A 19,211-nucleotide genomic window follows, 5' to 3' on the forward strand; every position below is an offset into this window, starting at 1 on the left:
GGCCTGGCCCGCCTATAATCCCGTCAAGGACGCCTGGATGGTGTTCAACGCCACACCGGGCGGTGAGGTGAAACGCGGCTGGTGGAAGACGTCGCTGGACCACCATTCGCGCAAGGCCAAGGTGCTGATCCTGCTTCTGCGCGCCCGTGATCGCCTGCGCATCCTTTTGTCGGCTAAGATGTCGCGATGACAACCGCAAAGCCCCGCGCCAAGCCGAAGCCCAAACCCAAGGCCCAACGCCGCGAGGAGACCACCACCCGCATTCTGGACGCCGCCGAGGCCCTGTTTGCGCGCGACGGCCTTCACGGTGTCACCCTCAAGGCCGTCGCCAAGGAGGCGGGCGTCGATACGGCCCTGCTGCACTATTATTTCGACGACAAGAACCGGCTGTTCTCCACCGTCTTCGGGCGCCGCGCCGAAGTGGTGAACAAGGTGCGTCTGGACAGCCTGGACCGCTACGAGGCCGAGTTCGGCGACGACATGACCATACGGGGGGCCATCGACGCCTTCCTGCGCCCGCTGTTCGTCCTGTTCGATGGCGACCCCAGTTGGCTGAACTATGCAGCCCTGGTCGCCCAGGTGAACAACACCCCGGTCTGGGGCGGCGACACCATGCACCAGCATTTCGACCCGGTGATCCACCGTTTCATCGGCGTGCTGCAGCGGATCGCGCCTGAAACGCCGGATCGTCAGATCTACTGGTTCTATCATCTGCTGTCCGGCTCGCTGACCTTGTCGCTGGCGCAGACGGGACGGATCGACACCCTGTCTGGCGGCCTGTGCAAGTCATCGGAAATGGTCGCCATCTGCGATGCGATGGAAGCCGTCTTCACGGGCGGGTTCGAGGCCATCCGCCGTACCTGAAAACGAAACGAGGGGGCGCTCCGCAGAACGCCCCCTCGCCTTCAGATCAGTCAGCCGCAACCGTTGATCAGGGCGCCGTCGGGATGAAATCGACATCGAAGGCGCAGGCCTGATCATAGCGCCCCTTGGCTGCGTCGCAGAGGGCGGCGACCGACGTCGGGCTGGGCTTATTGCCCTTGTCGACCCAATCCATCATGGCTTCGAATATCGCCACATATTCCGGGGCGTGCAGGGCGCTGTGGCTGGTCTCGTTGGTGAAGGTCTGCACCAACAGGTCGGATCGGCCCGCAGCCGCGACATGGTCACGATATACAGCCTCGTTCGAGACGAAGGCCGTCGGATCGTATTTGCCATGGATGGTCAGGGTGGGCGCGACGATCAGGCCCGACAGGTCGGCGTCATAACCCAGCCGCGCCAGCGCCATGGGATTGGCCGAGAACCGCTGCACGCCCGCATTCAGCGCCGCGTCATCATGCGACCCGGAATAGACGGTGTCCGCATTCGAGAATGGATTGAGGCCATCCAGACGCCGCTGGACCATGTCACGAAACAGGAAGGTGCCCCATGCCAGGTGCCCGACCAGTTGATCTTCCTCCACACCCGTAACCGCCAGAATATCGGCCAGATTACGCTTCTGAATAGCAGTCCGCTGGGCCTGGGGCAGGCCGACGCCGGTGCAGGTCTTCACACGGTCCGCCAGTTGGGCGCGCGTCAGTCGCGCGCCTTCCGGCAAACCCTGCCACAGCGGATACTGCGGCTCATTCGGCAGGGGGTGGTTGTTGCAATAATACTGATAGACCGCGCGCAAATCGGCGCGGAAGCCATAGGCCTGCGTGCCACCCGCCAGCACGCCGCTGGTCAGGACCACGCCGTCCCAGATCACCTTGCCCTCGGCGTCACGGGCGTAGAGCTCGGAGGCCTTGGCGGCGACATTGCCGCCCCACGACTGTCCATGCAGCAGGGTGCGACGTGGACGGCCGAACTGATCCCAGAATAACTGGCGCAGATCGTTGGTGTCCTCCGCCGCCATCCGCACGCCGTATCCGCCCCGACGATAGGTGGCGCCCGCCCAGGCGAAGCCTTCTTTCACCGTCATCGAGAACCGGTTCAGGTCCTCCAGCGGATCGTCGATCTTGGGCGCCCCGGTGCGCGGGCCGCCGTGAGCATGGACGATCAGGGTGCCATTCCAGTTTGACGGCACGGCGATCCAGTAGAAGCCGCCCTTGGCCGCCTGCCCCGACCAACAGCGCGTGCCTTGCGGCAGCGTGTCAGGACAGGCGGCCTCGGCAGGCGACGGCCCGGCTGAGGCTATCGGAGTTGTTCCGCCCTGGCCCGCGATACGCTGCGGGACCGTACTCTGGGCGAAGGCTGCACCGGGGGCGAATACACACGCCGCCCCTAGAACCGCCCAACGAAACCAATCGCGTCGAACCGTCATCGCCGTCTCCTATCCTTGGGTCAGAACGTCTTGGAGACGTTGACGTACCAGTAGCGGCCCCACGGGCTGTGGACCGTGCCGCGATAGCCGTTGTCGGCGAGCGGCGGACCTTCATTGGTCAGGTCGCGCGCGCCCAGGCGGACTCGGGTTTCATCCGGGAAGGCGTAGTCGATATAGCCGTTGATCGTCTGGCGGCCGTCAACCTCCCACGGTGTGCCCGAGGCGCCCAGCAGGCCGGGTTGATCAAAGCCGCTGACATACTGGCTGGACGCACCCGCACGCCACGGCCCCTTGCGCCATGTCAGGCTGGCGTTGACCCGCCATTCAGGCCGTCCATTCTGGCCGATCAGTTGGCTCGGGTCCGGCAGGGTGGTGCCAGGATTGATCGTGCCGGCTGCACGCGCGGCGTACAGTTCGTTGACGATATCGCCCGGATCACGCGTGAACTTCTCCAGCTTGGAGGCGCTCGCATTGACGGTGAAGGTGCCGTAGCGCGTGCGGCGCAGCGACCAGTTCATCGCCACATCCAGACCCGCAACGGTCTGCGGCTGCAGATTGATGAAGCGGTCATTGATCGAAACCACATCGCCAGCAGGCGCCAGGCCGGAACCGTCGAACAGCAGGATGTCTTCCGGCGTCGGCGCGCGGCGGTTCACCAGCGGATTGGTCTGACCCTGCATACGATACAGGTAATCAAGCGCCAGAGCCGTCTGTGCGCCCAGCAGGCCGACGATCTTCTCCTGCTCGATCCGCCAGCGGTCGATAGTGAAGGTGAACGTGCCGAAGCGCGACGGGATGAAGTGCGGCTGCAACACCAGGCCGTACGAGGTGTTGGTGCTCTCTTCCGGCTCCAGGTCCGGGTTACCAGCCACCAGCAGGGACACGCCCGAGGTGTTCTGCGAGCACTGGGCGAAGTTGGTGATCCGGCCTGCGCGCAGGTCCGCTTCACAGCGCACATAGTCCACGCCGCTGGCCAGACGACCATATTCGGTGGCGTTGGTCTGTTCCAGGTTCGGGGCGCGGAAGCCCTGAGAATAAGACCCACGTACGCGCACGCCGTCGATCACATCCCAGGCCGCAGCAATCTTGGGTTTAGCGACCGAACCGAAGTCCGAATAGTGCTCGTAGCGACCGGCCAGCTGCAGATCGACGCGCTGGACCAGCGGGATGTTCATCTCGGGCGAGATCACCGGCACGGCGAACTCGATATAGGTCGAGAAGACGTTGCGGCTGCCCTTGGTGTCCGGGTTGGGGCTGACGGCCGAGACGTTCGACGGGTTCTTCTCGCCCGTCACCATGTCGGTGAAGGTGTAGGTGCCGTCCACGTTCTCGTCGCGGTCGTCGCTCTGGGTTTCGCGACGCGCTTCCAGGCCGAAGGCCATGCCCACTTGCCCGGCGGGCACGTTGAACAGATCGCCACGCGACAGTTTGAAGTCCACCATGCTCAGGGTCGTCTTGGAAACCCGGCGCATATCGAAGACGATAGCGTCGATCGCAGCCTGTGAACTGGGCGAGCAGTCGCCATAGCTGGGGGTGCCGACGCAGCCGCCGCTGAACGGGTTGTAGGCGTCCGGCGTGGACAGGGCCAACTGCTTCTGCAGCGCCGTCATGTTGATGTTGGGCGAGCTGTCGGTCGCCTTGGCTTCCGAATAGAGCAGCGCCGTTTCCCAGTTAAAGCCGCGCCATTCACCCCGTAGTCCGCCCAGCAGGCGCGCCTGATAGTTGTCGACCTTGACCACCTGGAAGCCCGTATCGACGAAGCGATAGTTGGTCATCAGGACCGGCAGGCCGCCCGTCGGCACACCTGTCAGGCCAGGCAGACGATTGGGGTTCAGCGTACCGTTGGCAAAGGTCACGGGACCGAACGGGTTGTAGTAGTTGCTGGCCGGAATCCAGATCTGGTTCAGGTTGACCACCGGCGGCTGCACAGCACGGCTGCTGGCGCTGTAATAACCGATCTCGCCAAAGGCCTCGACGTCGGGGGTGATGTCGTAACGTCCCGTCAAGAAGACGTTCATCCGCTCGACAGACGGACGCACTGTCGTGTCGTGACGGGTATCGTACCGCATGTCGCGGTTGGTCGTGTTAAAGTTGTGGTTGCCGCTGGCGATGCAGATGTCGTTGCCAACGCTGACCCCACAGCCGAAGCTGGTCGGCTGGTAACGGAAGGCTCCCGCGGCATTGGTCACCGCCACGCCATTGGACCGGATCACAGCGCGCGACCCGACAGACAGGCGCGCCCACGGCGTATGCGACGAACGACCGTCCAGCGATTGAACGCCTGCGAAATCGGGATAGCCCGAGAACAGGTCACGCAGATCATCCGACCGGGTGAAGTCCTGATCCGATGCCCACAGGGCGGATCGCGAAGCGTAGTTGGCGAAGATCGAGACATTGCCGCGGTCGAAATTCTTGCCCGCGAACAGGTTGGTTTCGAAGTCGCGCATCTGCGTGCCTTCAGCGCCGCCGTAACGGGCGCTGATCGACAGGCCGTCGATATTGTCGCGCAGCACGGTGTTGACCACGCCCGCCACGGCATCCGCGCCATAGATGGCGGCTGCGCCATCCAGCAGAACTTCCAGACGCTCCAGCCCCGCCACCGGGATGGCGTTGGAGTTGTAGCTCAGCACCGGCACCGTGCCGGTGTCGGACGTGCCCTGGCTGGTCGGGTGCTGCACCACGCGGCGGCCGTTCAGCAGCACCAGGGTGTTGCCCACGCCCAGCGAGCGCAGGTTGACCGAGTTCACGTCGCCACGCGCCGAGTTGGAGGTCTGGGCGCCGCTGGAGCTGTCGAACTGAACATCGCCCATCTGCGGAATGGTGCGCAGCAACTCGTCGCCGGTCGAGGCGCCGGTGGCCTCAATCTGCTCGCGGTCTGCGACCACCACCGGCAGCGCCGCCGTGGTGCGGGCGCCGCGGATGTTGGTGCCGACGACGACGATGTCATCGACCTGGGCCGCACCCTCGGCGGCCAGGGGTTCAGCCTGCGCCCAGGCGCCGCCAGCGGCCATCAGCGTCACAGCCGAAGCCGTGGTCGCCAACAGAGCGAATTTCGAATGTCTGTTCATTGCTCTTTCCTCCTCTTGGGCCGTCGTTGATCGACGGTCCCCCCTCTCAAGATGCGTCCGGCAGATCAGTCGTCTGCGAGGACAGTCGGATCGCCCGGCCCAGCGGCCGGATCGGGTTGTGCAGCGATAGGCGTGGGGGCGCCGTTCAGCGCGGCCTTCAGCGCGTCACGGTCCAGTTCGCCTTCCCAGCGGGCCACGACGATGGTCGCCACGGCGTTGCCGATGAAGTTGGTCAGGGCCCGGCACTCGCTCATGAAGCGGTCGATGCCCAGGATCAGCGCCATGCCCGCGACCGGCACGCTGGGCACCACCGACAGCGTCGCCGCCAGGGTGATGAAGCCCGCGCCCGTAATGCCCGCCGCGCCCTTGGACGACAGCATGGCCACCAGCAGCAGCAGGATCTGGTCCTGCAGGCTCAGGTCGATATTCAACGCCTGGGCGATGAACAGGGCCGCCATCGTCATATAGATGTTGGTGCCGTCCAGATTGAACGAATAGCCGGTCGGGACCACCAGACCGACGACGGACTTGGACGCCCCTGCCCGCTCCATCTTGGAGATCAGGCTGGGCAGAGCCGCTTCCGACGACGAGGTGCCCAGCACCAGCAGAAGTTCTTCCTTCAGGTAGCGGATCAGCTTCAGGATGTTGAAGCCGTTGGCGATGGCGACCAGACCCAGCACGCCGACCACGAAGATGATGGCGGTCAGATAGAAGGTGGCGATCAGCGCAAACAGATTGGCGACCGAGGCGATGCCATAGGCGCCGATGGTGAAGGCGAAGGCCCCGAACGCCCCGATGGGCGCGGCCTTCATCAGAATGCCGACCAGCTTGAAGAAGGCGGCGCTGGCGGATTCCAGGAAGGTCAGAACCGGCTTGCCCAGATCACCGACCATGGCCAGGGCCAGACCGAACAGCACCGACACGAACAGGACCTGCAGGATGTTGCCGGTCGAAAACGCGCTGACCACCGTGTCCGGGATCACGCCCATCAGGAAGCCGATCAGGGTGCTCTCATGCGCCGCCTGGGCGTATTGGGCGACAGCGCCCTTATCCAGGGTCGCGGGGTCGATGTTCAGGCCGTGGCCCGGCTTGACCAGATTGGCGACGATCAGGCCGATGATCAGGGCCAGGGTCGAGAAGACCAGGAAATAGGCGAAGGCCTTGGCCGCAACCCGGCCGACCCGGCCGATGTCGCGCATCCCGGCGATGCCGGTGACGATGGTCAGGAAGATCACCGGCGCGATGATCATCTTCACCAGTTTGATGAAGCCGTCGCCCAGCGGCTTCAGGCTCTCACCGAAGGTCGGCCAGAAGTGACCGATGGTCCCGCCCAGGGCGATGGCCACCAGCACCTGGAAATACAGATGACGATAAAACGGACGGCGGACGACAGTCGCCGGCGCAGCGGACGCGGTGGGGATCAAGTGAATGCTCCAGACAGCGAGCCCGGCTCGCGATTTCCTCCGCGCAATCTGTGTCGCGCTTGAAGGTCAGTTTCAGGGGCGCTGACCATATCGCCAAGCCAAGGCCGAAAGCGCATCAACATTCTGTTTTTGAATAGAAATTTCTACCCACCAGGGTGCGACCAATCACAAATGTGCGTGAAATCGCGCAAATATGTGGCCGTTTTGTGCGGATTATCGCACACTGAGACATGCCGTTTCGTCGCTTTGATTTCCGAATCCTCGCCTTCTGGCGGACCCGCTCGCGGCGGATGTGGTTCGCGCTGATCCTGACATGGCTGATCGTCACCACAGGCGCGGCCTATCTGGCGGGCGCGACAGCGCGCCGTGACGCCAGCGCCGAACTGGGCCGCCAATCCGAAGCCGCCGCCGCCCTGCACGCCGCCGTGCTGCGCAGCGAACTTGAAAAGCACCGATCCCTGCCGCTGGCGCTGGCCACCGATCCAGAGATTGCTCAACTGCTGGACGCTGCGCCCGGCGCGACCGCCGATCCGATCAACCGCAAGCTGGAGGAACTGGCCCGACAGACACGGGCGGCGGTCATCTATGTCATCGACGCCAAAGGTCAGACCCGCGCCGCCAGCAACTGGCGCCTGCCGACCAGTTTCGTCGGCGCCGACTACAGCTTCCGTCCCTATTTCATCGGCGCAATGCGCAACAGCCGGGCCGAGTTCTTTGCTCTGGGCACCGTCAGTGGTCGCCCGGGCCTCTATCTGTCGCGCCGCGTCGATGATGCACGCGGGCGCCCGGTCGGCGTCGTCGTGGTCAAGGTCGAGTTCGACGCGCTGGAGGCCGAATGGTCAGCGTCCGGCGAGCCCGCCTATGTCGTCGACCCGGGCGGCGTCATCCTGATCACCAGCGTGCCGGAATGGCGGTTCCGCACCCTGAAACCGCTGGATCTGGCCAGTCGTCAACTGACGCTGGCCGATCAGACACTGGGACACGAAGCCCTGACGCCCCTGCCTTTCACGACGCCCGACACCAACCGTCCTAGCCTGATCAAGGCGCCCCTCGGCGGTGTGGAGCGTGACTGGATGCACAGCCGCGCCGATACGGTCACGCCCGGCTGGACCCTGCACCTGCTGACGCCGACGCGCGGGGCCATTGAGACGGCGACCGCCAACGCGCGCGCCCTGACGGCGCTGATCCTGACGCTGATCTTCGGCGTCGGCGGCGTGCTGTTGCGCCGCCGCCAGCAGGCCGCCGCCCGAGAGCGGGCAACCGAGGCCGCCCGCATCGAACTGGAGCGCCGCATCGCCGAACGGACCCAGGATCTCAGCGACGCCAACCTGGCCCTGAACCGTCAGATCGAGGAACGCCAATTGGCCGAGGCGGCGCGTGAGGCTCTGCGGGACGAACTGGTGCAGGCGGGCAAGCTGGCCGCATTGGGTCAGATCGCGGCGGGCGTGGCCCACGAGATCAACCAGCCCGTCGCCGCCATCCGCACACAGGCCGAAACCGCATCCGCCTATCTGGAGCGGGATCAGGCGTCCAAGGCCGCCCGCCCGTTGCAAAAGATCGGCGACCTGACCGCCCGGATCGGCGCCATCACCCAGGAGCTTCGCGCCTTCTCCCGCAAGGCCGAGCCCAGGCTGGAGGCGGTGCAACTGCCCCAGGCCATCGACGGCGCCCTGCTGCTGCTGGGCGGGCGGATGCGCCAACTCGGTGTTCGACTGGTCCGCGAGAAGCCGCCCGCCAATCTGATAATCATGGGCGACCGGTTCCGGCTGGAGCAGGTCATCGTCAATCTGATGCAGAATGCGATGGAGGCGCTGGAGGACACCCCCTCGCCCGTCATCACCCTGTCGATCCAGCATCGCGGGACCGAGATCGACCTGATCGTCGCAGATAATGGACCCGGCGTCACCGCCGACATTCGCGACCAGCTATTCACCCCGTTTGTCACCAGCAAGCCGAACGGTCTGGGGCTGGGGCTGGTCATCTGCCGGGACATCATCGCCAGCTTCGGCGGCGAACTGTCACTGCGTCCGTCGCCCGCGGGCGCCGAGTTCGTCATCACCCTGAAGGCCGCCTGATGGAATTCACCCGCCTGACCGCTGTCGCCCTGGTCGAGGACGACGAGGATTTCCGCAACGCACTGCAAGAACGCCTGTCTCTGGAAGGGTTTGAGGTTCAGGCCTTCCGCACCGCCGACCTTGCGCTGAAAACCCTCACCGCCGACTTCCCCGGCGTGGTGGTCACCGACCTGCGGATGCCCGGCATGGACGGCCGCCAGTTGTTGACCCGGCTTCAGGTGCTGGACCCCGCCCTGCCAGTCCTCCTGATCACCGGCCATGGCGACATCGCCGAGGCCGTCGCGGCCATGCGGGACGGCGCCTATGATTTCGTGGCCAAGCCCTTCGCCTTCGACCGCCTGCACGACAGCCTGAAACGGGCGATGGAGAAGCGGGCGCTGGTGATGGACAACCGCCGCCTCGCCGCCCTGTCGTCAGAAGCGGGGGTGGAGTTGCCGTTGCTGGGCGAGAGCCGCGCCATCCGTTCGCTGCGCGCCACCATCGCCCAGATCGCCGACGCCCGCATGGATGTGCTGATCGAAGGCGACACCGGCGTGGGCAAGGAGGCGGTCGCCCGCGCCCTGCACAACGGGGGCCGTCGTCGTCCGCATCCCTTCGTCGCCGTCAACTGCGGCGCCCTGCCCGACGGCATGGTGGAGAGCGAACTGTTCGGCCACGAACTGGGCGCGTTCGCGGGCGCCCTGCGTCGCCGTGTCGGATACGTCGAACGGGCGCACAACGGCTCGCTGTTCCTCGACGAGGTCGAGAGCATGCCGCTGACGGTGCAGGTCAAGATGCTGCGGGTGCTGGAGGAGCGCGAGGTCCATCCGATCGGGGCCAATGAAGCCCGTGTTCTGGACCTGCGCGTCCTGGCCTCGGTCAAGAGCGATCCAGCCCGCGCGGTCGAAGAGGGCCGCCTGCGCGAAGACCTGTTCTATCGCCTAAATGTCGTACGTCTGCGCGTGCCGCCGCTGAAGGAGCGTCGCGAGGACATTCCCCTGTTGTTCGCTCACCTCTTGGCTCGCGCCCCGACCGCGCCCGGCGCAGCAACCCCGCCGGTGACCGACGCTGTGCGTTCGCGCCTGCTGGAGGCCGACTGGCCCGGCAATATCCGCGAACTGGCCCATTTCGCCCAACGCTTCGCCCTGGGTCTGGAACAGGTCGATGCGGCGCAGGCGGAACTGGATCTCAGCCTGATCGAACGCGTCGCCCGCTTCGAAGCCCAGGTGCTGGCCGACACCCTGAGCGACACCGCAGGCGACATGGTCGAGGTGCAGCGTCGCCTGAAAATCCCGCGCAAAACCCTCTACGATAAACTGGCCCGACACGGACTGAAGGCGTCAAGTTTCCGCACGGGAAAGATTTCGAGCGAATAGAAACAACCCATCAGCGAACAAGATCACGCGTATCGCCAGTCGATTACAGAATCCATCACTTGATGGGCCGCCGCGACTTGATCGATTGATCTGAACCTTACATGTTCGCGACCGCTCCAGCTGACTTAAGCTTGAGCGCAAGCCCACGCGTGCTTGCCACGGCCACACACTAGATGTCGCAAGGCGGGTCCAACGCTTGGCGGCGGCGAGATCTGAACATGAATGCAGCCGTAAAAATCGCCGCCCCGCTCGCCGACTGGAATGCCGTCCAGCAGATCACGTCGCAGGGCTGGCCCGACGACCTGCCACAGTCCACCTATGCGTTGATCCAGCGTGCAGCGGACAGATTCGGCGATGCGAAAGCCCTGAGCTTCTTTCTTGAGGCCAAGGCGCACAGGCGCACCTCCTCATGGACGTTCCGCCGCTATTTCGAGGCGGTGACCCGCACGGCCAACCTGTTTCACCGACTGGGCGTCGGGCATGATGATGTCGTCGCCCTGGTCCTGCCCAACCTGCCAGAGACCTATTTCTGCCTTTGGGGCGGAGAGGCGGCGGGCATCGCCCTGCCGATCAACCCCTTGCTGGAACCCGGCGGCATCGCCGACCTTGTGCGTGCCGCCAAGGCCAGAATAGTCGTCACTGTCGCCCCCTTCCCGGGCAGCGACCTCTACGAAAAGGTCAGCGCCGCAGTCGCGGAATCCCCCGATGTGACCGATCTGGTCACCGTTGATCTGGCGCAAAGCGTGCTGGGCTGGAAGGCCCTGCCCGCGCGCTTGAAACAGGCCCAACTGGTGCGCGCGGCCAAACCCCTGCGCCCCGGCATCCACGTGACGCGCTATCACAAGGCGATTGCAGGCGTGGCCGGGGATCGGCTGGAATCCGGGCGCACGCCCAAGGGTGATGACGTCGCCTCCTATTTCGGCACCGGCGGTTCGACCGGCGCGCCCAAGCTGGCGATGCGGACCCACGCCAACGAAGTCGCCAACACCTTCATGAGCACCCGGATGCTGGGCGACGGTCTGGCCCCCGGCGAAGTCATCTTTGCCGGCCTGCCGCTGTTCCACGTCAACGGCGCGCTGGTGACCGGACTTTCCCCGCTGCTCACGGGCGGCCACGTTCTGCTGGGCACGCCACAGGGCTATCGCGGCCCCGGCCTGATCCCGCTGTTCTGGGACATCGTCGAACAGCACCGCGTCAGCTTCTTCAGCGGCGTGCCAACCCTGTTTTCCAGCCTTATGCAGACCTCGCCCAAGGGCAAAGACCTGTCCAGCCTGCGGTTCGCCATCTGCGGCGCCGCACCCATGGCGCCCGAACTGATCGCCCAGTTCGAACAGGCGACCGACATTCGCATCCTCGAGGGCTATGGCCTGACCGAAGCCACCTGCGTGGCCAGCGTCAATCCGCTTGATGGGGTGCGCAAGGCGGGCTCCGTCGGTCTGCCCCTGCCCTTCCAGTCCACCCGCATCGCCGTGCTGGACGATCAGGACAAATGGGTGCGCGACGCCGCCATCGGTGAAACGGGCACCATCGCCCTGTCCGGCCCCAACGTCTTCCTGGGCTATCGCATCGAGGCCCAGAACAAGGGCCTGTGGCTGACCGACAGCGATGACGCCCAATGGCTGAACACCGGCGATCTGGGCGCGCTGGATGCGGACGGATACCTGTGGCTGAAGGGCCGGACCAAGGATGTGATCATTCGCGGCGGCCATAATATCGATCCGGCGATGATTGAAGACGCCTTCTACGCCCACCCCGCCGTCGCATTGGCGGCGGCCATAGGACGGGCGGATGAACATGCGGGCGAAGTGCCCGTCGTCTATGTTGAGTTGAAGCCCGGCCAGACGGTGGATGAGGCGGCGCTTCTGGCCTTCGCTGACGAGCGGATCATGGAACGCTCCGCCCGGCCCAAGGCCATCTACATCCTGCCGACCCTGCCTCTGACCGCCATCGGCAAGGTGTTCAAGCCTGAACTGCGCCGCATCGACCAGGAACGGCTGGGCTGAGCCCTACCCCATCTATGTCGTTGTCCCGCCATGAACCTCAGCTATCGTCTCTGCACAGAGGGTCGTCGTGGCCCTCTGTGCCGAAATCGGGATCGGTGACATGACGGAAGTCGTCAAACCAGCCAGCCATTATCCGACCCGCGCCGCGCGGATAGCCGACCTAGTCGTGCATCTGGTCGGGCTTGGGTTCGCCCTGTTCGGCGGCGGCGTGCTGCTGGGCATGTCAGTGGCGCGCGGCGATGTCGGCGTAATCGCGGCAGTCAGCGTCTATGCCGTGGGCCTTCTGGCGATGCTGGGCTTTTCGACCGCCTATAATTTCGCCAAGCCGTCGTGGCAGCCGATGATGCGCCGGTTGGATCACGCAGGCATCTTCCTGATGATCGCCGCCTCCTACACCCCCTTCACCACCCATACCCTGACCGGCGCCTGGGCCATAGCCATGACGGCGACCATCTGGACGCTGGCGTCGCTTGGCGCGCTGGGCAAGCTGTTCCTGCCGGGTCTGGGGCGCGGTTTCTGGGTCGCCATCTATGTGGCGCTAAGCTGGCTGGTGCTGCTGGCCTTCAAACCGATGCTGGCCCACGGCTCATGGGTGGCCCTACTGCTGCTCGGCATCGGCGGGCTGGTCTATATGTCGGGCGTCCTATTCTATGTGCAGAAGCGGCTGAAGTATTTCCGCGCCATCTGGCACGGCCACGTCGTCGCCGCCGCCAGCGTCCACTGGGCCGCCGTTCTGGTCGGCGTGGTCCTGCTGAACGGCTCGCACTAGGCCGCTTCAGGCCGGAAAGTCGAACCTTAGCGCCGTCTGGCCTGTCGCCGTTCCGTCGGCGTCAAAACGCCGCTCAGTGATCAGACCGCGTCCCTGCGCATCGATCATCACCACTGTGCTGCACCGCGTGCCGTACTGCGGATTGCGGATAAAGATGGGCGACACGCGCGGCTCCCATGGCGCATCCGACGGATCAGCCGGGACCACACCCTCCTGCTCCAGACGATCCTCGTGCAGACCGTCCAGAAGCCCATCGGGATCATCACTGTTCGCCAGCCAATCCGACAAGATGGCCTTCAACCGCACTGTCTTGGGCCACGGCTCATCCAACTGTCCGTTCGACAGGCCATAGACGCCGGGCGTCAGATCCTGCCGCTGCGGCTCTGGTTGATTGGTCCAGAAGGTCGCCACATCGCCGATGACGCGGATCAGGTTGAAGGGGCTGAAACGCTCCAGTTCGGCATCCGTCGGATCGGCGAACTCTCCCGCTCCGCGCAGCATGTCGCTGAGCAACAGGCCGCGTGACGGCGCGTCAATCTTGGGCCCTCCAAAGCCGCGCAGATTGGTCACGACCGCCAGACGCCCCAGCTCCGACACGCCCAGCCACGTCCCGCCAGACAGCCGATCACGCCCGGCGATAAGGTGTTCAGCGCCCGCCCATCGCCCCAGCGGATCAGCAGGCCGGGCATGAAGCTCATCCCGGTTTCCCGCCAGCACCAGACGCCAGCGCGGGTGCGCTTGCCAGGCTAGTGCCAGGACGCACATGGCGATCTCCGCTCATCAAGGACAGTCATGCCCTCGGCTTACGAGCCTGAGATCGCCGCGTCACATCACGAAATAATGGCTCAGCGCACTTCGAATGTGGTGGTCAGTTCGGCACGCGAGTCGCCGCCGATCCAGATGTCGAACACGCCGGGATCGACCACCCATTTGCGCTCGGCCCCGCTCCAGTATTTCAGCTCGGCCTCGCCCAGCGTGAAGGTCAGGGTGCGGCTTTCTCCCGGCGCCAGGGTGACACGCTGGAAGCCCTTCAGTTCACGCACCGGACGTGTCGCCCGCCCCGCCCGCTGATGGATATATAGCTGGGCCGTCTCATCCCCCGCCCGCGCGCCGGTGTTGGTCACGACGGCGGTCACGGTCAGTTGCCCATTCGCCGCCACAACCGGCTGGTTCACGGCGATGTCCGAGAACTTGAAGTCGGTGTAGCTGAGCCCATAACCGAACGGATAAAGCGGCGTGGACGCCTCGTCCCAGTAACGGGTCGCCGCCGTGGCCGGGTCCTTGGTGCGGTTGTGGGCGTAGTACAGCGGGATCTGCCCCGCATCGCGTGGCCAGGTGATCGGAAGTTTGCCGCCGGGGTTCACATCGCCATACAGCACATTGGCGACCGCCGCGCCGCCTTCCGAACCCGGATGCCAGGCCTCCAGAATGGCCGGAACCTGGGTGGCGGCCCGGCGGATATCCAGCGGACGGCCGTTGACCATCACCATCACGACCGGCTTGCCCAGAGCGGTTACGGCGTCGATCAGCTTCTGCTGTTCGCCCGGCAGGGACAGCGACACGCGCGAGGCCTGTTCGCCGCTCATGTAATAGTCTTCGCCGACCGTCAGGATGATCAGGTCCGAACGCTGGGCCAGTTCCAGAGCCCGCGCATATTCCGCCTCGGCCTTGGCCGCATCCCAGCGCGCAGGCATGGGCCGCATAGCCGAGAACATCGACGGTGTACCGCGACGAATCTGCACGCCCGGCGCCGTCTCAACCTGCGCCGCGCCTTCCAGCTTGGCCTTCAAGCCCTTGTAGATGGTGACCGTCTCATCGGTCTTGTCGGCGAACGCCCAGGGACCGACCGTATCGACGGGCGAATCCGCCAGCGGACCGATGACCGCGACACGCTGATGCGCGCCGCGCACCAGCGGCAGGGCGCCGTCCTTGTTCTGCAGCAGAACCATCGCCTGCTCCGCCGCCTGACGCGCCAGCACGCGGTGATCAGGCGCCGTCAGCACGGACTCGGTCAGTGAGGCGTCCACATAGGGGTTCTCGAACAGCCCCATCTTGAACTTGGCGATCAAGACGCGACGCACGGCGCGGTTCACGACCGCCTCGTCCAGACGCCCCTCGCGGGCGGCGGCGACCAGATTGTCAAAGGCCCCCGTCCCCATCGCCATTTCCATGTCGTTGCCCGCGCGGATCGAGCGGATGGCGGCATCGGTGGCGTCGGTGGCGAAATGCTGCGGGATCAGGCTGCGCACGCCATTGGCGTCCGAGACGACAAACCCGTCAAAGCCCAGTTCGTCACGCAACAGACCGTTCAACAGCCCGTCGTTGGCCACCGCAGGCACATCGTTCAGCTCCATATAGGCGCTCATGACATTGGCTGCGCCCGCGTCGATGGCGGCGATGAAGGGCGGCAGATAGACGTTGTAAAGCTGGGTGTCCGACAGGTTCACGCTGTCATAATCACGCCCACCCTCAGACGCGCCATAGCCCAGGAAATGCTTGGGGCCAGCCAGCACATGGCCGGGTGCGCCTATGGTCTCGCCCTGAAAACCACGCACCTGCGCCGCCGCCAGAACCGAGGCCAGATAGGGGTCTTCACCCGGTCCCTCGACGATGCGGCCCCAGCGCGGATCACGTGTCAGGTCCAGCATGGGGGCGAAGGTCCAGTGGATGCCCGATGCGCGGGCTTCCTGCGCCGCCACGCTCTGGGACTGTTCGACCAGACCAGGATTCCAGGTCGCCGCCATCGCCAGCGGCACGGGGAAGACAGTGCGGAAGCCGTGGATGACGTCGTATCCGAACAGCAGCGGGATGCCCAACCGGGTCTCCTCCACAGCCATCTTCTGAATCCGGTTCACGACAACCGGGTCGCGTACGAATAGCACCGACCCCAGTTGGGCGGCCTTCACGCGCGTCTCGACCGGCGCGGCGCTGCCCAGCACGAACTGCTGGCTGACCTGGCCGACCTTCTCCTCCAGCGTCATGCGCGCGATCAGGGCGTCGGCGCGGGCTTCCGGCGACTGTGCAACTGCGGCGACCGGCGCAGCAGCGGATACAGGTGCGACCGGTCCGGCAATCACGGAGGTTCCGGTCAGGCTGCACACGGCGACACCGACAAGAAGACGTTTCAGAAGTCGCGATTGCATCAGACGCACCCCAGTAAAAAAGAAGGCCGATGTGGACGCTGATCCACATCGGCCAGTCAGCAAGCAGGACGGCCCGGGAGAGCCGATCAGCTCAGGTTAGAAGGTCTTGCGAAGGCCGATCGAAACCACGCGACCCAGGGTCGAGCCGTTAGATGTGCCGCCGACCCCATTGTAGTATGGCGGCTCTTCATCGAAGAGATTGTCGATGTTCAGCGTCACCGTGGTGTCGTTGAAGGCGCCGCTGAGGCCCAGATCATACGAACCGAACAGGTTGACGGTGGTGAAGCCACTGACCTTGTTCTGGTTAGGCACACCCATCAGGTCCGCCGACGAGTTGTGATTGACCGTCAACTCCCCAGCGAAGGCACCCGAGATCAGGCCGCCGGATGCGACCAGCGAGTAACGTCCCGTGCCGTTCTTGAACTCGTTGATCTTAAGGTCCTGTTTGGAAAGACGGCTTTCGCGGTTCAGGCCATAGGTCCCGGCCAGACCGACGTGCCACAATCCAAACGAGGCAGGACGCGCATAGCGCAGGCTGAAGTCGATGCCATCGACATCCAGCGTGCCGAAGTTATGACGACGTGCATCGAAGAAGATGGCTGGCGTCAGGACGCCTGGTGCATAAAGCGACTCCAGACTGGGCGCGCCATCGACAGGCAACCCTCCTACCCTAGCCAGCAGCGCCGGCAGTTTCGGGTCCCGGATGAACAAAGAGGCAAAGCCCGGATTCGTGAAGAAAGAGCCTCGACCGACTGGCGTCACGCCGATCGCATCCTGGAACGCCACATTATAGTAGGTGACGCTGGCGGTGAGGCCCTCAAGCGCACCCTCAGGACGCCAGTCGAAGCCCAGCGACCAGGTGTCTGCCGTTTCAGGCTTCAGGTCAGCGTTGCCGCCTGCCAGGACAAGGGTAGGACGTGCGATCTCCCCCGGCTGCGGATCAGGCAGCAGCACGCTGAAGCGTAAAACCTGGAGGCGGGTGTCAACTCCGTTGCCCATGTCAGCCAGGCTGGGCGCATGGAACGAGGTTCCCCAGTTGCCGCGGAAGGTCAGGGTCGAGATCGGACGATAGTTGAAGCCGATCTTGGGGTTGGTGGTGTCACCCACATCGCTGTAGCTGTCATAGCGAACCGACGCCGACAGATCGAACGCCCCCATGCTCGGGCTGTTGAATACGGGCGCCAGGACTTCGGCGAACACCGACTTCACATCACGGCTGGTCGATGAACGCACCAGATTCAGGGCCGACGGGGCGCCATTGCCCTGCTGCGCCTTCAGGGTCTCTTCGTGATATTCGGCGCCGACAGCCAGCTTCACGTCGCCGGCAGGCAAGGTGAACAGATTGCCGTCAACGACCGCGCGCGCCTCACGGATTTCCTGAACCGAGTGAGCGTAGTTCTGATAATCGATGATGCCCTTCAGCACCGCCGCATTGGTCGCACCGACATTATAGGGGTTCAGCGCCGTCGCCGCCGTGGTTCCGGCCAGAGCAGCAGCTTCCGCCGTCGTGTTAATGGCCCAGCTGCGGACCTGATTGGTGCTGCGCCCCCAGTTCAGCGAAGCCTTCAGGCGCCAGTCGTCATTGATCTGATAGGTCAGCGACGGCGTAAAACCAGCCGAGGTGAAGCGGCTGTTGTTCTTCGGTAGAGAGCCACCCCAGGCGTCATCATAGTTCAAGCTGACGTTATGGAGGAACTCGAAAGCGACGGGTTTGAAGTAGGGGTTCATGGCTGTAATCAAGCCGCCACCGGCTAGCCCCGTCCCTTCCGCCACAGACACGCCGCGACGCGTGGTCTCGCGCTGAGAATAATAGGCCGTGGCGTCCAGAGACAGGCGATCATTGACCGTCTGGCTGACAGTGGCGAACAGGCTGTGGCGCTCTTCTTCCGGGTAGAAGTCGATGACCTTGGCCGCGTCACAGAAATTGCTCCCAGGCGTCCGTCCCGGCAGCACATAGTCACCATTCGCAAGCGTGGTGATCGTACCCGGCGAGCAGGACTTGCTACGGTAATCACCGCCGCCGCGCGAAGTCAGATCCTGAGTGAAATAGTCGCGATCCGCGCCGGAGATGTTGCTGTGCTGGGCATAGGCGTACGAGATGATGGCTGAACCGCCGTCCCATGACTTGCCGCCCGTCAGGTTCAGGTCGAACTGGTCATAGCCGTCGCCCACGCCGTAACGGCCCGTGGCCTCGATGCCTTCGAACTTCTTGCGGGTGATGAAGTTGACCACGCCGCCGATGGCGTCCGAGCCATAGATGGACGAACCGCCGTCCGGGATCACTTCAACCCGCTCCAGCACGCCGGGCGGAATGACCGAGGGATCGGGCGAGGTCTGCAGGATGCCTGCGCCGACCATACGGTTGCCGTTCAGCAGGACCAGGGTGGTCGAACCGCCCGAGGCGCCCAGATTGCGGATGTTCGGACGGTTGATCGGCAGGGCCATGGTCGCACCCGGCTGGGGCGCAGTGTTGAAGGCGCTGGAAATCTGCGGAATGCGCGCCAGCAGGTCGTTGGACGAGGCGGCGCCCGTGGCGATCACGTCCTGACGGCCCATGCTGACCACATTGGTGCCGGTCGGCGCCACGCCGCGCAGCAGAGTGCCGGTGACGACGATTTCATCAACCTCGGTCGCCGCTGCGCCGTCGGACGCGGGCGTGGTCTGAGCCGAAGCGGCTCCGGCGGCGGACAGACCGAGCACGACCATCGCTGTCGTGGCCAGAAGCCGTGTGTTCAAGGGTGCGTTGCGCATCTGTTTTCCCCCAGGTCGTTTCGACCTGCCCGCCTTCGCGGGTCTTTCCTGGATATTGATCCGCCGGGCGGGTGCCCGATCAGACTGTCGTTTCCGGCAACGGTTGAGCCGTCGTCCCAGATTGTGAGTTGAGGTTCCGCGATTTCAAAAAACAGGTCAAGAACTATTTGAGCGATTGCATAACCAAATAGCTTGGGGCTAGCCTGACTGTTCCCGGACGGCCACAAAGCGCCGCCCTCGCCGCTGCCAAGGTGGTTCACCCATGCCTTCACTGTTCGCCCGCTTCGGCCCGCTGGCCGCCGTCGCCGCCCTCGCCCTGCC

The 19,211-nt window shown here is 64.7% G+C and carries 12 protein-coding genes; 6 read left to right on the forward strand and 6 right to left on the reverse strand.

Annotated elements, in window-relative coordinates; genetic code table 11:
• Together QZ281_RS09410 and QZ281_RS09415 are read left to right on the forward strand one after the other, a co-directional pair.
• Positions 1–190, forward strand: a 190-nt coding sequence (locus QZ281_RS09410) for a hypothetical protein (protein ID WP_292227565.1), incomplete at its 5' end; no start/stop codon positions are given.
• Positions 187–864 (forward strand): TetR/AcrR family transcriptional regulator, encoded by a 678-nt coding sequence (locus tag QZ281_RS09415; RefSeq protein ID WP_292227567.1) that lies wholly within the window; start codon positions 187–189, stop codon positions 862–864. The genes QZ281_RS09410 and QZ281_RS09415, both read left to right, overlap by 4 nt.
• A gap of 67 nt (positions 865–931) precedes the next feature.
• On the opposite strand, the gene QZ281_RS09420 is transcribed toward QZ281_RS09415, so the two are convergent.
• The 3 genes from QZ281_RS09420 to QZ281_RS09430 form a co-directional block, all read right to left on the reverse strand.
• Positions 932–2,302: a hypothetical protein gene (locus QZ281_RS09420; RefSeq protein ID WP_292227569.1), complete on the reverse strand. Its 1,371-nt coding sequence runs from the start codon at positions 2,300–2,302 to the stop codon at positions 932–934.
• A gap of 20 nt (positions 2,303–2,322) precedes the next feature.
• Positions 2,323–5,370, reverse strand: a complete 3,048-nt coding sequence (locus QZ281_RS09425; protein WP_292227572.1) for a TonB-dependent receptor — start codon at positions 5,368–5,370, stop codon at positions 2,323–2,325.
• A 65-nt stretch (positions 5,371–5,435) separates the two neighbouring features.
• Positions 5,436–6,794, reverse strand: a complete 1,359-nt coding sequence (locus QZ281_RS09430; protein WP_292227575.1) for a dicarboxylate/amino acid:cation symporter — start codon at positions 6,792–6,794, stop codon at positions 5,436–5,438.
• Positions 6,795–7,024: 230 nt separating this feature from the next.
• On the opposite strand from QZ281_RS09430, the gene QZ281_RS09435 reads away from it, so the two are divergent.
• The 4 genes from QZ281_RS09435 (at position 7,025) to QZ281_RS09450 (ending at position 12,996) form a co-directional block, all read left to right on the forward strand.
• Positions 7,025–8,869, forward strand: coding sequence for an ATP-binding protein (locus tag QZ281_RS09435; RefSeq protein ID WP_292227578.1), 1,845 nt, complete (start codon positions 7,025–7,027; stop codon positions 8,867–8,869).
• The gene (locus QZ281_RS09440) at positions 8,869–10,224 is read left to right on the forward strand and encodes a sigma-54 dependent transcriptional regulator (protein WP_292227580.1); all 1,356 of its coding nucleotides are present in this window, start codon (positions 8,869–8,871) and stop codon (positions 10,222–10,224) included. The genes QZ281_RS09435 and QZ281_RS09440 overlap by 1 nt, the downstream gene beginning before the upstream one ends.
• A 218-nt stretch (positions 10,225–10,442) precedes the next feature.
• Complete coding sequence (locus QZ281_RS09445; protein WP_292227583.1) at positions 10,443–12,227, forward strand: acyl-CoA synthetase; 1,785 nt, start codon at positions 10,443–10,445, stop codon at positions 12,225–12,227.
• A 100-nt stretch (positions 12,228–12,327) separates the two neighbouring features.
• Positions 12,328–12,996 carry a hemolysin III family protein gene (locus QZ281_RS09450; RefSeq protein WP_292227586.1) on the forward strand — a complete coding sequence of 223 codons (669 nt, stop codon included), beginning with the start codon at positions 12,328–12,330 and terminating at the stop codon, positions 12,994–12,996.
• Positions 12,997–13,002: 6 nt separating this feature from the next.
• Here the strand turns inward: QZ281_RS09450 and QZ281_RS09455 are convergent, their stop codons facing one another.
• The 3 genes from QZ281_RS09455 to QZ281_RS09465 all read right to left on the reverse strand — a co-directional run bounded on the left by QZ281_RS09455 (position 13,003) and on the right by QZ281_RS09465 (position 18,890).
• Complete coding sequence (locus QZ281_RS09455; protein ID WP_292227589.1) at positions 13,003–13,761, reverse strand: NRDE family protein; 759 nt, start codon at positions 13,759–13,761, stop codon at positions 13,003–13,005.
• 80 nt (positions 13,762–13,841) lie between these two features.
• Positions 13,842–16,139, reverse strand: a complete 2,298-nt coding sequence (gene bglX, locus QZ281_RS09460; RefSeq protein WP_292227592.1) for a beta-glucosidase BglX — start codon at positions 16,137–16,139, stop codon at positions 13,842–13,844.
• A gap of 96 nt (positions 16,140–16,235) precedes the next feature.
• Positions 16,236–18,890: a TonB-dependent receptor gene (locus QZ281_RS09465; RefSeq protein WP_292227595.1), complete on the reverse strand. Its 2,655-nt coding sequence runs from the start codon at positions 18,888–18,890 to the stop codon at positions 16,236–16,238.
• Positions 18,891–19,211: the final 321 nt, after the last annotated feature.

The organism is Brevundimonas sp. (assembly GCF_018608325.1).
Taxonomy (GTDB): Bacteria; Pseudomonadota; Alphaproteobacteria; order Caulobacterales; family Caulobacteraceae; genus Brevundimonas.